The organism is Nocardiopsis sp. NPDC006198 (assembly GCF_040613895.1).
Taxonomy (GTDB): domain Bacteria; phylum Actinomycetota; class Actinomycetes; order Streptosporangiales; family Streptosporangiaceae; genus Nocardiopsis; species Nocardiopsis tropica.
In genome coordinates this window covers 102377-119533 of record NZ_JBEXSY010000016.1, presented here as the reverse complement: position 1 = coordinate 119533, position 17157 = coordinate 102377, and the positions used below count along the sequence as shown (strand labels likewise).

The 17157-nt window shown below is 73.2% G+C and carries 13 protein-coding genes; 4 read left to right on the top strand and 9 right to left on the bottom strand.

What is annotated here, in order from left to right:
- Positions 1–70: 70 nt before the first annotated feature.
- Positions 71–859 carry an AfsR/SARP family transcriptional regulator gene (locus ABZ234_RS13920; RefSeq protein ID WP_267949169.1) on the top strand — a complete coding sequence of 263 codons (789 nt, stop codon included), beginning with the start codon at positions 71–73 and terminating at the stop codon, positions 857–859.
- Between the two features lie 171 nt (positions 860–1030).
- On the opposite strand, the gene ABZ234_RS13915 is transcribed toward ABZ234_RS13920, so the two are convergent.
- Positions 1031–3253 (bottom strand): MMPL family transporter, encoded by a 2223-nt coding sequence (locus tag ABZ234_RS13915; protein WP_355012255.1) that lies wholly within the window; start codon positions 3251–3253, stop codon positions 1031–1033.
- Between the two features lie 149 nt (positions 3254–3402).
- On the opposite strand from ABZ234_RS13915, the gene ABZ234_RS13910 reads away from it, so the two are divergent.
- Together ABZ234_RS13910 and ABZ234_RS13905 are read left to right on the top strand one after the other, a co-directional pair.
- A complete protein-coding gene (locus tag ABZ234_RS13910; RefSeq protein ID WP_355012254.1) occupies positions 3403–4185 on the top strand; it encodes a TetR/AcrR family transcriptional regulator in 783 nt (260 codons plus the stop codon).
- A 97-nt stretch (positions 4186–4282) separates the two neighbouring features.
- On the top strand, positions 4283–5770 hold the full coding sequence (locus tag ABZ234_RS13905) for a neutral zinc metallopeptidase (protein WP_355012253.1): 1488 nt from the start codon (positions 4283–4285) through the stop codon (positions 5768–5770).
- Here ABZ234_RS13905 and ABZ234_RS13900 read toward each other — a convergent pair whose 3' ends face one another.
- The 7 genes from ABZ234_RS13900 to ABZ234_RS13870 form a co-directional block, all read right to left on the bottom strand.
- The gene (locus ABZ234_RS13900) at positions 5771–7168 is read right to left on the bottom strand and encodes an FAD-dependent oxidoreductase (RefSeq protein WP_355012252.1); all 1398 of its coding nucleotides are present in this window, start codon (positions 7166–7168) and stop codon (positions 5771–5773) included.
- 118 nt (positions 7169–7286) lie between these two features.
- On the bottom strand, positions 7287–9215 hold the full coding sequence (gene dxs, locus ABZ234_RS13895) for a 1-deoxy-D-xylulose-5-phosphate synthase (RefSeq protein WP_267949165.1): 1929 nt from the start codon (positions 9213–9215) through the stop codon (positions 7287–7289).
- A 361-nt stretch (positions 9216–9576) separates the two neighbouring features.
- Complete coding sequence (locus tag ABZ234_RS13890; RefSeq protein WP_355012263.1) at positions 9577–10293, bottom strand: sulfite exporter TauE/SafE family protein; 717 nt, start codon at positions 10291–10293, stop codon at positions 9577–9579.
- A gap of 317 nt (positions 10294–10610) precedes the next feature.
- A complete protein-coding gene (locus tag ABZ234_RS13885) occupies positions 10611–11891 on the bottom strand; it encodes a sugar ABC transporter permease (protein ID WP_267949164.1) in 1281 nt (426 codons plus the stop codon).
- Positions 11888–12688 carry an ATP-binding cassette domain-containing protein gene (locus ABZ234_RS13880; protein WP_267949163.1) on the bottom strand — a complete coding sequence of 267 codons (801 nt, stop codon included), beginning with the start codon at positions 12686–12688 and terminating at the stop codon, positions 11888–11890. The genes ABZ234_RS13885 and ABZ234_RS13880 overlap by 4 nt, the downstream gene beginning before the upstream one ends.
- An 85-nt stretch (positions 12689–12773) precedes the next feature.
- A complete protein-coding gene (locus tag ABZ234_RS13875) occupies positions 12774–13913 on the bottom strand; it encodes a substrate-binding domain-containing protein (protein WP_267949162.1) in 1140 nt (379 codons plus the stop codon).
- A 398-nt stretch (positions 13914–14311) separates the two neighbouring features.
- The gene (locus ABZ234_RS13870) at positions 14312–15487 is read right to left on the bottom strand and encodes an ROK family transcriptional regulator (protein ID WP_355012251.1); all 1176 of its coding nucleotides are present in this window, start codon (positions 15485–15487) and stop codon (positions 14312–14314) included.
- A gap of 112 nt (positions 15488–15599) precedes the next feature.
- Here ABZ234_RS13870 and ABZ234_RS13865 point away from each other — a divergent pair, with 112 nt between their 5' ends.
- A complete protein-coding gene (locus tag ABZ234_RS13865) occupies positions 15600–16205 on the top strand; it encodes a phosphoribulokinase (RefSeq protein WP_355012250.1) in 606 nt (201 codons plus the stop codon).
- Between the two features lie 28 nt (positions 16206–16233).
- Here the strand turns inward: ABZ234_RS13865 and ABZ234_RS13860 are convergent, their stop codons facing one another.
- A complete protein-coding gene (locus tag ABZ234_RS13860; protein WP_355012249.1) occupies positions 16234–17106 on the bottom strand; it encodes an alpha/beta hydrolase in 873 nt (290 codons plus the stop codon).
- Positions 17107–17157: the final 51 nt, after the last annotated feature.

Genomic DNA, 17157 nt, shown 5'->3' with positions numbered 1-17157 from the left:
GAAGGACCGGAGAACCGAAAGAAGCAGGAGCACGTCAACGCGAGGAAGAGTCAGCTGGAAAGGCTCCTGAATGCACAGAACACAGCCTGAGACCACCACCCTGGGCGTACTGGGCGAACTGGCGGTCACCGACGGCACCGTCTTCCTTCCCCTGGGAGCCCCCAGGCAGCGCGCGGTGCTCGCCGCCCTGGCCATCAACGCCAACCAGTCACTGACCACGCAGCGCATCATCGGCATGGTCTGGGGTTCGACCTATCCGGCCTACGCCAACAACCTGGTGCACAAGTACGTCTCGGGTCTGCGCCGGGCCCTGGCCGGCCTCCCGGTCCACCGCCAGGTCCGCATCGAGAGCGGGTCCGAGGGCTACCGGCTCGTCGCCAGGCTGGACCAGCTCGACCTGACCCTGTTCCACATCCATGTCGAAGCCGCGCGCGACCTCCGTGAGCACGGGGAGCCGGGACGCGCGGCGGAGATGTTCGGGGAGGCCCTCGCCCTGTGGCGGGGTCCCCTCCTCGGCGAGCTGCCCGGAATCGCCTTCGACGACGAACGCGACTTCATGGAGACCGTCCGCCTGGTGGTGCTGGAGGAGTACGCGGCGCTGAGCATCCAGGTCGGCCGCCACAACGACGTGGTGGGGATGCTGCGCACCACCCTGCGCCACCACCCCTTGGAGGAGAACCTGGCCAGGCTGCTGATCCTGGCCCTGTACAAGGCGGGGCGCACGGCCGAGGCGATACGCGTGTACCAGAGGCTGTCCTCACGGATGCTGGGAGAGCTGAACATGCCGCCCCGCCCCGAGCTGAACGACCTGTACCACGCCATCCGGCGCCACGCGCCGATCCCCGCCCCGCACGCCTGACCCCGAGCGGCGGACACCGCCCGACGGCAGCGCGCCCCGTCCCGGCACCGACGCACCGCACCGCAGCACCCGACCGCACGTGACGGCCGGCACGCCGGGCCCGGTCGGCCCGGCAGGCGCCGAGCACAGCGCTCCCCGGCGGCATGCCGCCGGGGAGCGCTCCTTGCCGTGTCAGACCCCGGCGGGCTCCCGGTCCCCGTCCCGTGCCCGGTCACCGGGCGCGGCGGCGTCCTCGTCGTCCCCGCCCTCGGAGATCCCGACGCGGTCGTGGAGCCACCGGAGGGGTCGCGGCAGCCACCAGTTGGCGCTGCCGAGCAGGCGCATCGTGGCGGGCACCATGACCGCGCGGACCAGGGTCGCGTCCACGAGCACCGCGATGGCCAGGCCGATACCGATGATCTTCAGGAACAGCAGGCCCGAGGTGCCCATGGCCAGCAGCACCACCATGAGCAGGATCGCGGCGCTGGTGATGATCTGGCCGGTGTGCTGGAGGCCGGCCGCCACCGACCGGGTGTTGTCCCCCGTGCGCAGGTACTCCTCGCGGACCCGGCTGAGCAGGAACAGCTCGTAGTCCATCGCCAGGCCGAAGGAGACGATCGTGATCAGCACCAGGTAGGTGGGGTCGATCGTGCCGACGGCGTCGAAGCCGAGCAGGCCGGCGAACCCGCCCTCCTGGAAGCCCCAGACCGCGATGCCCAGGGAGGCGCCCAGCGACAGCGCGCCCATCAGCACGGCCTTGACGGGCAGGACGATCGACCCGAAGGCGAGGAACAGCAGGAACAGGGTCGCGGCGGCGACGAAGCCCACCGTCGTCGGCACCGAGTCGACGATCGCGGACACGTTGTCCTGCTGCATGGCCGCCACGCCGCCGACCAGGGTCCGCTCGGCCCCCTCCGGCGCGGGCTCGGCCCGCACGTCGCGCACCAGCTGCGCGACCTCCGGGGAGTCCGACTCCCCCTGGTAGGCGACGAAGACGTGGGCGATGCCGTCGCCGGTGCGCTCGACCCGGGAGAGCGAGGCCCCGGGCAGCTCCGCCAGGCGCTCGGCGTACTCCTCCAGCGACTCCTCGCCCGCGTCCCCGACCACCGCCACGTCGAGGCGGCCCAGACCGCCCGCCGGGAAGTCCTCCGCCACCGCCTCGGTGGCGATCCGGCTGCCCGCGTCGCCGGGCAGGTAGCGCTGGTCGGTGGAGCCGAGCTGGGTCGAGGCCAGACCGGAGCTGAAGACCAGCAGGACGGCGCCGACCGCGACCAGGGACACGGCGGGGCCGCGCATGACGGTCCGTGCCAGGCGCGCCCAGGAGCCGGCGTTCTCGTGGACGGCGCCGGTGACGGTGCGCCGGGGCAGGGGGATCCTGAGGCTGTTGATCCTCCGGCCGACCACGGCGAGCAGGGCCGGCAGGAAGACCAGTGCGGCCAGCAGGTCGAACAGGACGACGGCGATGCCACCCCAGCCGATCGACTTGAGGATGGGCTGGGGGAAGAACAGCAGGCCGGCGAAGGCGATGCCGACGGTGATGCCGGAGAAGGCGACGGTGCGGCCGGCGGTGTCGACGGTGCGGCGCACGGCGTCGCCGATCGCCCGCCCCCGCCCCAGTTCCTCGCGGAACCGGCTGACCATGAACAGGCCGTAGTCGATGGCCAGTCCCAGGCCGAGGATGGTGGCGACGTTGACCGCGAACACCGACACGTCGGTCACGTACGTCAGGGCGCGCAGGACGGTCAGGGAGCCGAGGATGGCCAGGCCGCCGACGGCGAGCGGGACCAGGCCCGCGACGAGGCCGCCGAAGATCACGACGAGGAGGAGCAGCAGGACCGGCAGGGTGACGAGTTCGGCGCGGACGATGTCGGTCTCGGCCGTCTCGGACAGCTCGTGCTCGACCGCGACGGGGCCGCCCAGGTGGACCTCCAGCGTGCTGGACCCCAGGTGCTCGGCGACCTCCTCGTACTGGTGGAGGCGTTCGGCGTGGCTCTCCCCGGTGAGGGTCACGGGGATGTAGGTCGCGTGCATGTCCTCGGCCACGAGCATGCCGCGCTCGGTCTCGGGGAGTTCCTCGTCGAGGTAGACGTCGAAGTCGGCGACGGTGTCGGGCATGCCGTCGGCGATGCGCTGCACGGCCGCGGCGAAGGTGGGGTTGTCCACCTGGATCTCGTCGCTGCGGTAGACCGCGACGATGTCGACGCCGTCGTGTCCCAGTCCCTCCTCCAGGAGGCGCGTGGCCTCGGAGGACTCCGACCCCGGGTCCTCGAACCCGCTCTCGCTCACGTCGGAGAAGACCCCCGACCCCCACACCGCGGCGAAGACGGCGAAGAGCGCGGTGGCGGTCAGGACGGCCCAGCGCCAGCGGTGGGCCCCCAGACCGAGGCGCCCGAAAAGTCCGGTGTGTGTCGGCATACGCCGCCCTCTCAGCGAACGGCCCTCATGTCCGTCAACGGTGTTTGCTAACGGTGTTCACTAAAGCGTGCGGGCGTTACGCTGTCAATATCGCCAACGAGGACCACAGCGCCCCGGCGGGGCGCCGGAGACGGGGTGTACCGCAGCACATGACGAAATCCCAGCTCGCCCGGGGGGACGGGCGGCCGAGCCGCCGCGAACGTGTGCGCGAGGCCACACTGTCCGAGATCAAGGCCATCGCCCGGCGGCACCTGGTGGACCACGGGACCGCGGGCGTCTCACTGCGGGCCATCGCCCGCGAGATGGGCATGACCGCCCCCGGCCTGTACCGCTACGTCTCCGGCATCGACTCGCTGCTGATACTGATCACGGCGGACATGTTCACGGAGCTGGCCGACGCGGTGGCCGAGGCCGACGCCAGCGTGCCCGACCGGGAGACGGACCTGCGCATCCTCACCTCCCTGCGGGCCTTCCGGTCCTGGGCCGTGGCGCACCCGGCCGAGTTCGCCACCATGTTCGGCCCGCGCGCCCGCCTGGACCCGGAGGCCGACCCGGCCCCGGCGCTGGAGGCCGGGCGCAGGTTCGGCGCCACCTTCTACACCCTCTTCGACCGCCTGCTGTCCGAGGAGCGCTTCCCCCTGCCGGACGGGGACCGCATCACCCCCGAGCTCGCCCGCGAGCTGCGCGCCTTCGCCGACAGCTGCGGCTTCTCCGCGCCGCACATCCCGGTGGAGGCGATCATGGTGCTCAGCAGCTGCTGGGTGCGCCTGTACGGGGTCGTGTGCATGGAGGTGTTCCAACACCTCGATTTCGTGATGCAGGACATGGAACCGCTCTTCGAGTCCGAGCTTCAGAACCTGTTGGCGGGCCTCGGCGTCCGGTACCGGCCGCCGGAGAGCAGTACGCCGGTTACCATCGGTACGCCCCCTTAGGCCCCATACTGAAGCTCTGTGCATCTTGTCGGATTCGCCCCGGGGCGTATCCGGCCCCAGCCCGGTGGGCTCTGGCACCCTAGCGAGGACGGACCCCGTGGAGAACCGACCCGGCGGTGAACGGGGCGACGCCCCCCGCCCCGACCAGCCCGGCCCCGCAGACGCCCCCTCCCCCTCCGGAGCGGGCGACGGAGAAGCGTCCCCCCTGCCGTCCGAACCCGCGCCGGAGGGGGAGCACGGGCCTGCCCGGCCCGCGGACCCGGCCCCCTCCTCCCAGGGGGTGACCGCCGCCGGCGGCGCCTCCGCCGACCGGGAGGCCGGCCACGCCCCCGCGCCCTCCTCCGAGGACGGGCCGCCCGCCCCGGACCCCGGCTCCACGGGACGGTACGCACACCCTCCCCTGCCGGGCGCGCGGCAGCCCCAGGGCCCGCCGACCTCCTCGTGGCAGGGCCCCCTCCCCGGGCGGCAGGGGTTCCCCGCCCCCGGCCGGCCCCCCGGCCCGCAGGACCCGGGGACGACGGCCCACACGCTCCACCCGTTCCACGCCCCCGGCCGCCCCGCGGCGCCCGGGCAGCCGTTCCCGCGGACGGGACCGTACCCGCCCCTCCCCCCGTACGCCGCACCGGTCCACCACCCGTCCGCCCCCTACCACGGGCAGCCCGGCGGACACGGCCCGTGGCCGCCGCCCCGGCAGCCGTGGGGGCAGCCCCCGCCGCCGCAGCGCCGCCGCGGCCTCGGCGTCCTGGTCGGCTCGTCCGTGGCGGGCACGATCGCCGTCGCCGCCCTGGTCGCCAGCATCGTCATGGTCTCGACGACGCCGCAGCCGGAGCCGCAGCCGACCGGCACCGACCTGTCCGCCCTCTACGACGAGGACCTGGCGGCCCGGCCCAACGCCGTCGAGATCGACATCGCCGACCACCCCCTCTACGACGCTCCGATGCCGGAGGCCGTCGACTGCGACACCCCCGCGCTGGACATCGGCTCGGACGAGTCGTGGCAGGACTTCGCGACCACCACCGGCGAGTGCCTGGACCTGCTCTGGGCCCCGGTCATGGACGACCTGGGCCTGTCCTCCCGGACCCCGGAGATCACCGTCACCCGCGAGTCGCCCGACACCGGCGAGGAGGAGGGGTACACGCTCGCGTACTACGAGAGCGACTGGAACCGCATCACCGTCGTCCTGCCCAACGTGCGCCAGCTCAGCGCCCAGATCCCCGTGGACGAGCGCGAGGACGTCTGGATCGCCCTGATGGGACACGAGTACGGCCACCACGTGCAGTCCGCCACCGGCATCCTCGACGTCTCGCACGACATGCGCTGGAACGCCGGGAGCGAGGACGACGAGCTCGACACCCTCCGGCGCACCGAGCTCCAGGCCGAGTGCATGGCCGGGATCGGGCTGCGCGGTGTCACCGGCGGCGACGGGGACGTCCTGGAGGTGGTCAACGCCAACTTCAACTCGGGCGGGGACCTCGACACCCACGGCAGCGCGAGCAACCGGGCGTTCTGGCTGGAGCAGGGCTGGTCCGAGGAGACCGTGAGCGCCTGCAACACCTACGGCGCCGCACCGGGCGAGGTCACCTGATCAGCCGTCGACGACCTTCCGGTAGGCCTCCCAGCCGTGGAGCTTGACCCGCTCCCCGCGCTCCAGCTCCGCCGCCTGGCGGGCCTCGGCCGCGTCGATGCGCAGCCAGTCGTCGTACCAGCTGTGCGCGATCCCCCGCTCCTCCAGGACCTGTTCCAGCGGCACCGGGTCCGGAACCTCCGCGCGCAGCTCCGGGGCGTCCCGCAGCAGGGACCTGACCGTGGCCGCCGCGTCGGACTTGTTGGTGCCGATGACCCCGGTCGCGCCCCGCTTGACCCACCCGGCGACGTAGTCCCCGCGGACCACCCGGCCCCCCTCGTCCAGAACTCGGCCCTCGTCGTGCGGGACCGTGCGCCCCTCGGCGTCGAACGGCACGCCCGGCAGCGGGGCCCCCGCGTAGCCGACCGAGCGCAGCACCAGCCCGGCGTCCAGGTCGGTGGTCCGCCCCGTTCCGACGAGGCGTCCCCCGTCGTCCAGGCGCGTGTGCTCCACCCGCACCCCCGTGGCGCGGCTCCCGCCGAGGACCTCCTGCGGCCGGGCCCAGAAGTGCAGGCGCACGGTGCGGGGACGCCCCTCGGGGGCGCGCCCCGCGTGCTCCCGGAGGAGCTTGATGTTGGTGCGCGCGGCGCGGGCCACCATGCGCGTCTCGTGCGTGCCCGTGCCCACCGCCGCGGGGTCGACGTCCACCTGCTCGGCGGGCACGACCACGTCGGCTCCGGGCAGGGCGAGCAGGTCGCGCAGCTCGGGCGCGGTGAACCGGGCCTGGAGGGGCCCCCGCCGGGACAGGATGTGGACGGTGCGCACCCTGCTGGCGGCGAGCACCTCCAGGACCGGCTCGGGTATGTCGGTGTGCCGAAGTTCGTCGGCGGTCTTGGCCAGGATGCGGGCGACGTCCAGGGCGACGTTGCCCGCCCCCACCACGACGGCCTCCTCGGCGTCGAGCACGAACCCCGCGAGCTCGCTGTCGGGATGGCCGCAGTACCAGTTGACGAAGTCGGTCGCGGCGACGCTCCCGGGGAGGTCCTCCCCCGGCACGCCCATGCGGCGGTCCACCGGGGCTCCGGTGGCGTAGACGACCGCGTGGTAGGAGCGGGCCAGGTCGGCGCGGGTGAGGTCGGAACCGAACTCGACCCCGCCGACGAAGCGCACGTCGGGGTGCTCCAGCACGCCCCGCAGGGCCCCGGCCACACCCTTGATCTTGGTGTGGTCGGGCGCGACCCCGTAGCGCACGAGGCCGTAGGGGGTGGGCAGTCGGTCCATCACGTCCACCCGGACGGGGACGCGCCGCTGCCGTGTGAGGGCGTCGGCGGTGTAGACGCCGGCCGGGCCGGAGCCGATCACGGCCACACGGAGCGCGTCGTCGGCCCCGGCTTCCCGCCGGACGGGCTGAGAGGTCATGGTCCCATTCTGACAGCCCGGGGACGGATCGAGGGGTCGGCCGCGGTGCGCCGTGTCCCGGACGCGGACCGGCCCGGACGGGGTTCCCGTCCGGGCCGGTCCGCGCGGCGCCCGGGGGTCAGGCCTTCTCGTCGGCCAGCTCCTCGGCGCCCTTGCGCGTCTCCGTGTACCGGGAGACCGTCCCGGTGAGCTTGCGGGACAGCTCCTGGGGCGTCAGCCCCTGTGCCCGGAGGATGTCGTCGCGCTTGGCGTGGTCCAGGAACTCCTGGGCGATGCCGAACGTGCGCACCGGCACGTCCACGTCGTGGTCGCGCAGCAGGCGCGCCACAGCGTCGCCCACGGCGCCCGTGCGGCCGTTGTCCTCGATGACGGCCACGACGCTGTGCTCGGCGGCCTCGCCGACCAGGGCCTCGTCCAGCGGCTTGACCCACAGCGGGTCGACGACGGTGACGCCGATGCCCTGGACGGCCATCCGGTCGGCGACCTCGCAGGCGACCTGGGCCATGGTGCCCACGCCGACGATGAGCAGGTCCTTGGCGTGGCCGTCGTCGGCGGCGCGGCGGAGCAGGTCCATGGAGCCGATCCGGCCGACCGCGTCCACCTGCTCGGCCACGGCGCCCTTGGGGTAGCGCACGACGGTGGGGGCGTCGTCGACGGCGACCGCCTCGTTGAGCAGGAGGCGGAGGCGCTCGGCGTCGCGGGGGGCGGCCAGGCGGAGTCCGGGGACCACCTGGAGGATGGACATGTCCCACATGCCGTTGTGGCTGGCGCCGTCGTTGCCGGTGATCCCGGCGCGGTCCAGGCAGAAGGTGACGCCCTGGCGGTGCAGGGCGGCGTCCATGAGCACCTGGTCGAAGCAGCGGTTGAGGAAGGTCGCGTAGACCGCGACCACCGGGTGCAGGCCGTTCATGGCCATGCCCGTGGCCGCGGTGGCGGCGTGCTGCTCGGCGATGCCGACGTCGAAGATGCGGTCCGGGTAGGCGTCCGCGAACTTGTTGAGGCCGGTGGGGTGGAGCATGGCGGCGGTGATGGCCACCACGTCCTCGCGCTCCGCGCCGATCTCCACCATGGCGTCGGCGAAGACCGAGGTCCACTTGACGGCCTTCGACCCGGGCTTGGCCAGGCCGGTGGCGACGTCGAAGGGGCCCGGGGCGTGGAACTGGTCCTCGTCGTGGTTCTCCGCCGGGGCGTAGCCCTTGCCCTTCTGGGTGATGCAGTGCACGATGACCGGGCCGCCGAAGTCGCGGGCGCGGCGCAGGGCCTTCTCCAGGCCCTGCTCGTCGTGGCCGTCGATGGGGCCGAGGTACTTGAGCCCCAGGTCCTCGAACATCATCTGCGGCTGGATGGCGTCCTTGATGCCCTTCTTGAGGCCGTGCAGGGCCTCGTAGATGGGCTGGCCCACGACCGGGGTGCGGTTGAGGGTGGTCTTGGCCAGGTCCAGGGCCTGCTCGTAGCCGGGGGCCATGCGCAGCGAGGCGAGGTGGTCGGCGAGCCCGCCCCTGGTCGGCGAGTAGGAGCGGCCGTTGTCGTTGACCACGATGACGAGGCGGCGGTCCTTGCGCTCGGCGATGTTGTTGAGCGCCTCCCAGGCCATGCCGCCGGTGAGGGCGCCGTCGCCGATGACCGCGACCACGGTGCGGTCCCTGCGGCCCCGCACCTCGTTGGCCTTGGCCATGCCGTCGGCGTAGGAGAGCGCGGTGGACGCGTGCGAGTTCTCGACGAAGTCGTGCTCGGACTCCGCACGGGAGGGGTAGCCGGAGAGCCCGCCCTCCGACTTGAGGTCGGAGAAGTCGTGCCTGCCGGTGAGGACCTTGTGCGCGTAGGCCTGGTGGCCCGTGTCGAACAGGATGGGGTCCTTCGGCGAGTCGAAGACCCTGTGCAGGGCGATGGTCAGCTCGACCACCCCGAGGCTGGGACCGAGGTGCCCGCCGGTCTGGGAGCAGGAGTCGACCAGGAAGTCCCGGATCTCCTGTGCCAGCGTCGGGAGCTGGTCGGCCGGAAGCTTCTTGAGAGCTTCCGGATTGTGTATCGACTCGAACAGTGCCACTGTCTCGTCAGTCCCCTCGTCCAGCGTGTCCGTTGAGTGTGCCAGCCCGGGCCCCTGACGTGGGCCGGTTTTGGCTACCGGCAGGTATACATACCCGAGTTTATGGGTGTGCGTCCACGGGTCCTACCCAGCCCTGCGACGGCTACGACCCCGGAGGCGGCCCGCGCGCGGCGGACCCCCCGCCAGGCGGTCGGAGCCGCGCGGAACGCCCCGCGTATCGCGGGTTTTGGCGTACATTACTCGGTTTCGGGAACGGAGTTGTCCCAGTTGCCCGGGCCGGGGGTGCCCGAGGGCGCTCCGGGGAGGCCGGGGCTCCCCGGGTCCGCCTGGCGTTTCCCGGCGGCCCCGGACGTGTCCGGGGTCACCCGAGGACGGCCTGCGCGAGCAGGCCGGCGGCGGAGGCGCCCACCACGCACAGCATCGCCACGCGCAGCCGCCCCGCGTCGAAGCGGCGGCGCAGGACGTTGCCGAGCAGGAACCCGAGGACGACGAAGGGGACGGCGGCAGCACCGACCACGGCGGTGCGGACGTCCATCTGGCCGCCCGCGGTGAGCGCCGCCAGGGAGAACGCGCCGCCGAACAGGAAGAACGCGGCGAGGGTCGCCCGCACCCGCGAGGGCTCCTCGTGCTGGTAGAGCAGGGCCATCGGCGGTCCGCCCACCGAGGTGGCGGTGCCCGCGAAGCCGGACAGGGCCCCCGCGGCCACGAGCGACCCCGGGGTGATGCGCACGCGCAGGGACAGGACCGAGAGGGCGACGGCGACGAGCACCATGACGCCGACGGCGCCGGCGAGGGCGCGGGGTTCCAGGACGGCGACCACCCACACCCCCAGCACGGTCCCGGGCACGCGCGCGGGAAGGCCCCACGCGAGCCCCCGCCAGTCCACGTGCCGCCACTCCTGGAAGAGGGTCAGGACGGGCAGGACGATGACCGTCACCAGCAGGCTCCCCGGCATCAGCGTGGGGTCGAGGAAGGAGATGACGGGCGCGGCGACCAGGCCGAGTCCGAGGCCGACGGCGCTCTGGACCGCCGCCCCGAGCACGATCGCGACGACGCACACGAGGACGAACGCCCACAGGTCCGACTCCCCGAGGAGGCCGTGGCCGGTCGGTGAGAAGTACTCCGCGAGCGCCGGGGCGGCGGCCGGGTGGGTCGGGAGGGCGGACGGGGGCGGGACTGCGGAGATATCTGCGGGCACGCCGTGGGACGTTACATCTCACTCATCCCTACCGGGATTAGGAGATAGGAGCATGGGATGACCGAACCGGGTGCGCGTCCGCGACCCGGCGGACGGCGGGGGCCCGGCCCGGCGCACGGGGCGCCGGACCGGGCCGGGCGGGAGGCGGGGAGCACAGCCCCCGCCTCCCGCGTCACCGATCTCTCAGGTCGGTACGCCTAGGCACCGCCCCGTGCGTGGGTCTTGCGGCCCCGCCGCGAGACCGCGTCGAGGATGACCGCGACCAGGAGGACGGCCGCGGTGATCATGAAGCGCACCGAGGTGTCCATCTGGAGCAGCAGGAGGCCGGAGGTGATCGCGCCCAGGACCAGGCCGCCCAGGAGGGCGGAGTAGGCGTTGCCCCGGCCGCCGAAGAGGCTCGTCCCGCCGATGACGGCCGCGGCGATGGCCATCATCAGCTCCGCCCCGCTGCCGGTGGAGACGCTGGCGGCGAAGTTGCGGGAGACCAGCATGATGCCGCCGAGCGCGGCCAGGGTCGACGCGATGCCGAACACCGAGATGCGGATCAGGTCGACGTTGATGCCCGCCCGGCGGGCGGCCTCGGAGTTGCCGCCGACGGCGTAGACCATCCGCCCGTAGCGGGTCTTGCGCAGCACGAGGTCGAGGACGACCACGAAGCCCACGAAGATGAGGAACGCCAGGGGCACGCCCTTGTACTGGTTGAGCACCCAGACGCCGCCGACGATCGGCACCGTGAGCAGGGCCGCGCGGAAGAGGACCTCCTCCAGGGGCTTGTAGGGCAGCCCCGCCAGGCGCCGGCGCCGTTCGACCGCGAAGACGGCGATCAGGTAGAGCACGATGACGATGCCGGCGATGGCCCATCCCATGAAGGGGACGAAGTACGTCTGCGTGAGCATCGCGATGGCGCCGCTGGGACTGGTGTTGATGGTGCCGTCGGCGCCCATCAGGTAGAGGTGCACGCCCTGCCAGCCGAGGAGGCCCGCGAGGGTGACCACGAAGGCCGGCACCCCCAGTTTGGCGAAGATGACGCCGTGGAGCAGGCCGATCAGGAGCCCGACCCCGACGGCCGCGGCGATGGCGGCCCACTCGGGCAGGCCCGTGTTCACCGCGAGGACGGCCAGGACCGCCGCGGACAGACCGGAGACCGAGCCGATCGACAGGTCGATCTCGCCGAGGAGCAGCACCATGATGACGCCGGTGGTCATCAGGCCGACGGCGGCGATCTGCACGGTCAGGTTGGACAGGTTCTGCGGGGACAGGAACCGGTCGTTCATCGACTGGAAGACGATGCCGATCAGCAGCAGTCCGACCACGACGGGGAGGGGGCCGAGCTCCCCGCCCCTCAGGTTGCGCCGGAGCGCCTGGAGCCAGCCCCGGGGAGAGGCCGCCGTGGCGAGGAGGCGGGGGTCGCGCCTGGCCTCGCCCGCTTCGGGTGTCCCGTCCTCGGACTCGTGGGAGAGGTGGGTCTGCTGTGTCATCGGTTGTCCTCCGTGGCCAGGGCCGAGGAGCCGGTGCGGTCGGAGCGGCGGCTGACCGGGTTGTCGGCGGCCCCGGTGATGGCGGCCACGATCTCCTCGTAGCTGGTCTCCGCGATGGGGAAGTCCCCCGCGTTGCGGCCCAGCCGCAGCACCACGGCGCGGTCGGCGACCGCGCGGACGTCGGCCATGTTGTGGCTGATCAGGACCACGCCGAGCCCCTGGTCCCGCAGGCGCTCGATCAGGTCGAGGACCTGGGCGGTCTGGGCCACTCCCAGGGCCGCGGTCGGCTCGTCGAGCATGACCACGCGCGGCTGCCCCAGCAGGGAGCGGGCGATGGCGATGATCTGGCGCTGGCCCCCGGAGAGGGAGGCCACGGGGACGCGCAGGTCGGGGATGCTCACCGACAGGGAGTCGAGGAGCTCCCTGGCCCGGCTCTCCATCTCGACCTCGTCGAGGGTTCCGGGGAAGTGCAGCTTCTCGTTGCCCAGGAACAGGTTGCCGACGATGTCCAGGTTGTCGCACAGGGCGAGGTCCTGGTAGATCGTCGCGATCCCGAGCCGCTGGGCGTCGGCGGGGGCGGAGATGCCGACCGGCTTTCCGTCCCACGCGATGCTCCCGCCGCTGTCCGCGGGGTGGACGCCGGCGATGACCTTGACCAGTGTGGACTTTCCCGCGCCGTTGTCGCCGAGCAGGGCGACGACCTCGCCGGGGCGGACCTGGAAGTCGACCTCGCTCAGGGCCCTGACGGCGCCGAAGGTCTTGGAGATCCCGGACAGTTCCAGGACGGGTGTGCTCATGCGCTCGTTTCTCTCTCCTCGTCCCGGCCGGGGGCGGTGCGGGCTCAGCCGCCCGCCCCCGAGCGCTGGGGACTTCGCGCCGCTTCTAGAGGTTTTCCTGGCAGAAGTCGGTGTCGGCGTAGTCGTCGGTGCAGATCTCCTCGACGCTGTAGACCTCGTCGGCCACGACGGTGTCCAGGACGTTGTCCTCGGTCACGACGATGACGTCGAGCAGGACCGCGGTGACGGCCTCCCCGTTGGCGTCCTCGACCTCGGTGATCTCGTAGCCGTCGAGCTGGAGGTCCTCGCCCGTGCCCAGGGCGACCGCCATGGCGGCGGCGACCTCGGCCTCGGGGCGGATCTCCTTGTAGACGGTCATGTGCTGCTCACCGGCGACGACGCGCTGGATCCCGGCGAGCTCGGCGTCCTGGCCGGTGACGGGCGGAAGGTCCTCGACCGCGACCCCGGCACTGCGCAGGGCCGAGATGACGCCCGAGGCCATGCCGTCGTTGGCGGAGTAGACGCCGGCGATCTCGTCGACGCCCAGGGAGGTGATCGCGCCCTCCATCTGGCTGTTGGCCTGGTCGGGCGACCAGTCCGGGGTGTCGAACTCCTGGCCGATCTCGACGGCGCCGTCGAGGACGTCGTGGGCGCCCGCCTTGAAGTCCGCCGCGTTGGGGTCGGTGGGCGAGCCGTTGATCATGACGATCTGGCCGTCCTCGTTGCCGTCCTCCTCCAGGGCCGCGAGCAGGGCCTCGCCCTGGACCTGTCCGACCCGGAAGTTGTCGAAGGAGACGTACATGTCGACGCCGCCCTCGGCGAGGCGGTCGTAGGCCACGACCGGCACGCCCTGGGACCTGGCCTCGTTGACGGTTCCGGCCGCCGCGGCGGAGTCGACGGCGTCGAGGACCAGGACGTCCACCCCGTCGGTCAGCATGGCCTGGGCCTGGGTCTGCTGCTCGTCGACGTCCTGGTCGGCGTTGGCGTAGGAGAGCTCGCACTCCGGGCAGAGCTCGTTGAGCGCCTCTTCGAAGTAGGGCTTGTCGAAGGCCTCGTAGCGGGCGGTCTGGAGCTCGGGGAGGAGGAGTCCGACGTGGAAGCCCTCCTCCACGCTCTGGGTCTCCTGCTCGCCCTCGCCACCGGTGGTGGTGAGGCCGGCGCAGCCGGAGGCGAGGAGGGCGAGTGCGGCGGTGGCCGCCAGGCCTGCGGTGGCCCTGCGGTGCGGTGCGAAGCGTCGTGTACTCAACGCTGGTGCCTCTCATGACGGGGGGTTTCACGGTGGAGAACTCGCGAGTGGTGGTGTGCAGTCAAACCCCGTCGCCACCTTGGCGTCAACTCCTGAACACATAACCGAAACATCACGGGTCTTGAGTTCAGGAGCTGAATGAATCAAAAACCCAGGCCAGAGCGGGAACCCGAGCGTGGGCGTCCATGTGAGGAAGTCTCAGGTTTTACCCGTGACCGGCCCGGCGCAGGCGGTGACCTCGCGGTTCACCGGCCCTTCACCCCCGGTCGGCCTCCGGGTCGGTCTGCGCCGGCACCCGCGCCGCCCCGTCGGAGTCCGCAGGAGCGCACGCGCGCGGACCGCCGCCCGGCGCCCGCGGGCGGCAGACGCCCGCGGCCCGGCGGGGAGGGGCGGGGGGATCAGTTCGAGTGCTGCGAGGCCATGCGCAGCGCCCCGTACAGGGCGGCGTCCCGCCCCAGTTCGCCGCGCACCAGCGAGAGACGCTCCAGCGCGCTGCCCAGCGATCCCAGCTCCATCGCCCGCCGCATCGGGTCCAGCAGCAGCTCCCCGGCCTCCGCCAGGTCGCCGCCGACGATCACGCGGTCCGGGTTGAACAGGTTGGCCATGATCGCGATCCCCTGGCCCAGCGCGGTGCCCGCCTCAGCGATGATCCGGCGGCTCCCGGGGTCGCCCTCCGCGGCCGCCCCGACCAGGTCGCCCACCCGTGCCGGCCCCGGCCCCCGGGCGACGTCGGTGTTCTGCGGCAGCATGTCCAGCAGGTAGTTCGCGCCGACGAAGGTCTCCAGGCAGCCCCGGTTGCCGCACCGGCAGACCTGGCCGCGCGGGTCCAGCGCGATGTGCCCGATCTCCCCCGCCGTTCCGCCCGCGCCGCGGAAGAGCCGGCCGGACATCATGATGCCCGCCCCCACACCGTCGCCGATGACCAGGTGGATGACGTGTTCGGCCCCCGTGCCCGCCCCGCGGTGCTGCTCGGCCAGGACGGAGAGGTTGGCGTCGTTCTCGGCCAGGACCTCCAGGCCCAGCCGCTCGGTCAGCGCCCTGGCGGGGTGGAACCCCGCCCACCGGGGCACGCAGGAGATGTGCCCCACCGCGCCGGTGCCCGGGTCGATGGGCCCCGGCACCGAGGCGACCACGGACGAGACCGTGCCCAGGTCGATCCTGGCGCGCTGGAGGGTGGTCTCGGCCAGCCAGGCCGCGCGGCGCACCGCCCGGTCGGCGTCGGACCCCACGTCGTAGTCGATCTCCTCGCGGGCCAGCATGTTGCCCTCGCTGTCGCCGACCGCGACGCGGACGCTGTCGGCGGTGAAGTCGACGGCGACGACGGTGCCGGGCGGGCGCAGGAGCGTGACGGCACGCGCGCGCCGGCCGTTGGAGGAGGTGTCGCGCACCGACACGGTCCCGGCGGCGCGCAGGCCGCGCACGATGTTGGACACGCTCGCGGCCGACAGCCCGGTGGTCCGGGCCAGCTCGGCCTGGGTGCGCGTGCCGTCGCGCCGCAGCACGTCCACGACCCGGCGCTCGTTGGCCCGGCGCAGGGAGGACTGAGATCCCGGCGTCGCTGCGGCGTCGGTCACCAGTGGCCCCTTTGCGGTCGGCACTCCCCAGCGCTTCGGCGCTGCTGCGAGGAATGCTACAAGCATTGAACGCAAGCCGGAACTCGGCTCCCGCGCCGGTTAGGGTCCGAACGTGAACGCACCACGCATCAGCACCGCCGCCGACGGCTGGGAGGAGGCGCTCGCAGAGGCGGTCCCCTCCGGAGGCCCCCCGGGCGGGCCGCGGGTCGTCGCGGTCGAGGGCCGCTCCGGCTCGGGCAAGAGCACGGTGGCCGCACGGCTGCGCGCGGCGCTCGCGCGCCGGGGCCGGCCGGCGGCCGTGCTGTCCATGGAGGACCTCTACCCGGGGTGGGAGGGGCTGGCCGAGGCGCCCGCGCTGTTGCGGGAGTGGGTCCTCGAACCGCTGTCCCGGGGGGAGCGGGCGGCCTGGCGTCGCTACGACTGGGAGCGGGGAGGCTTCGCGCGGGGGTGGACGCCGCTGCCCGGGGACGTCGCCGCGGGCGGGGTCCTGGTGGTCGAGGGGGCCGGTTCGGGCGCCGCCGCCGGACGCGGCCTCCTGGACCTGCTGGTCTGGGTGGCCGCACCCGGCGACGAGCGCGCCCGGCGGCTGGACGCCCGCGGTGACGCTTCGGTGTACGCGCCCTACAGGCGCGTGTGGGCTGAGCAGGAGGAGTCCTTCTACGCGGAGAACCGCCCCCGGGAGCGCGCCGACCTGGTGGTCGACAACCCCGCCCGGTGACCGTGCGCGGGACGGCCGGCGCCCCGTCTCAGCCCCCCTGGGCGGGGGCGGGGTCGGCGGCGCCTCCGACGAACCCGGCGACCAGGCCGAGGACGGCCTCGTCGGCGAGGATGCCGCTGTGGCCCGTTCCGCGGGTCCGCACCAGCCGGGCCCGGTCCCCGAGCGCGGCGGCGGTGCGCAGGGACTCCCCGATCGGGACGTAGGCGTCGTCCTCGCCGTGCAGGAGCAGCACGGGCCGGTCGAACGACTCCGGCGCGTGCGTGGCCGAGAAGCGGGTCCACACGGTCGGGTCCCCGTCGAAGTAGTGGCGCTCGACGGCCCTGCGCAGCGCCTCCACGGCCCGGGGCCGCAGTCCGAGGGCGCCCGAGAAGGAGCTGACGAGGAACCCGAAGTCCGACACCCCCGAGACCAGGACCGCCCGGTCGGCCCGCAGGCCCTCCCGCAGGGCGTGGACGGCAAAGAGCGCGCCCAGGGAGTGGCCGATCACGGCCGCGAAGTGTCCGTGCCGGTCCTGGAGGAGGCGCATGACCTCCCGGGCGTCCAGGACGGTGCCCACCGGGCCTCCCGTGGAGCCGTGGCCGGGCGCGTCCCACGAGACGGGGCTGTAGCCGAGTTCGAGCAGGCGCCGGATCACCGGCGCGAGGCGGGCGGCGCGGGAGCGCCAGCCGTGGACGAGCAGGACGGGACGGGCGCCGTCGCCCCAGGCGTAGGCGACGACCTTCCACCTCCCGACGTCGAAGGACTCCGTCCGGGCGCTCCCGTGGAGCTCGAGGTCCTCCGCGGCGACCGGGCGCGGGCCGCGGGGGTCGGCCCACAGGCGTCGCGCCAGGGCCCCCGCGAGGCCGGGGGCGGGGAGGGCGACGGCGTTGACGGCCGCGCCCGCGAGACGGGCTGTGTTCACGGTGGACTCTTTTCCGCGGGACGCCCGCATCCAGAAAACTTTACGAACGAT

What these genes read in the sequence shown, in the direction of transcription:
- ABZ234_RS13885 (WP_267949164.1), bottom strand. Translation starts at nt 11,891, where the DNA reads ATGACACAGCAGACCCACCTCTCCCACGAGTCCGAGGACGGGACACCC.
- ABZ234_RS13920 (WP_267949169.1), top strand. Translation starts at nt 71, where the DNA reads ATGCACAGAACACAGCCTGAGACCACCACCCTGGGCGTACTGGGCGAA.
- ABZ234_RS13900 (WP_355012252.1), bottom strand. Translation starts at nt 7,168, where the DNA reads ATGACCTCTCAGCCCGTCCGGCGGGAAGCCGGGGCCGACGACGCGCTC.
- ABZ234_RS13880 (WP_267949163.1), bottom strand. Translation starts at nt 12,688, where the DNA reads ATGAGCACACCCGTCCTGGAACTGTCCGGGATCTCCAAGACCTTCGGC.
- ABZ234_RS13910 (WP_355012254.1), top strand. Translation starts at nt 3,403, where the DNA reads ATGACGAAATCCCAGCTCGCCCGGGGGGACGGGCGGCCGAGCCGCCGC.
- ABZ234_RS13915 (WP_355012255.1), bottom strand. Translation starts at nt 3,253, where the DNA reads ATGCCGACACACACCGGACTTTTCGGGCGCCTCGGTCTGGGGGCCCAC.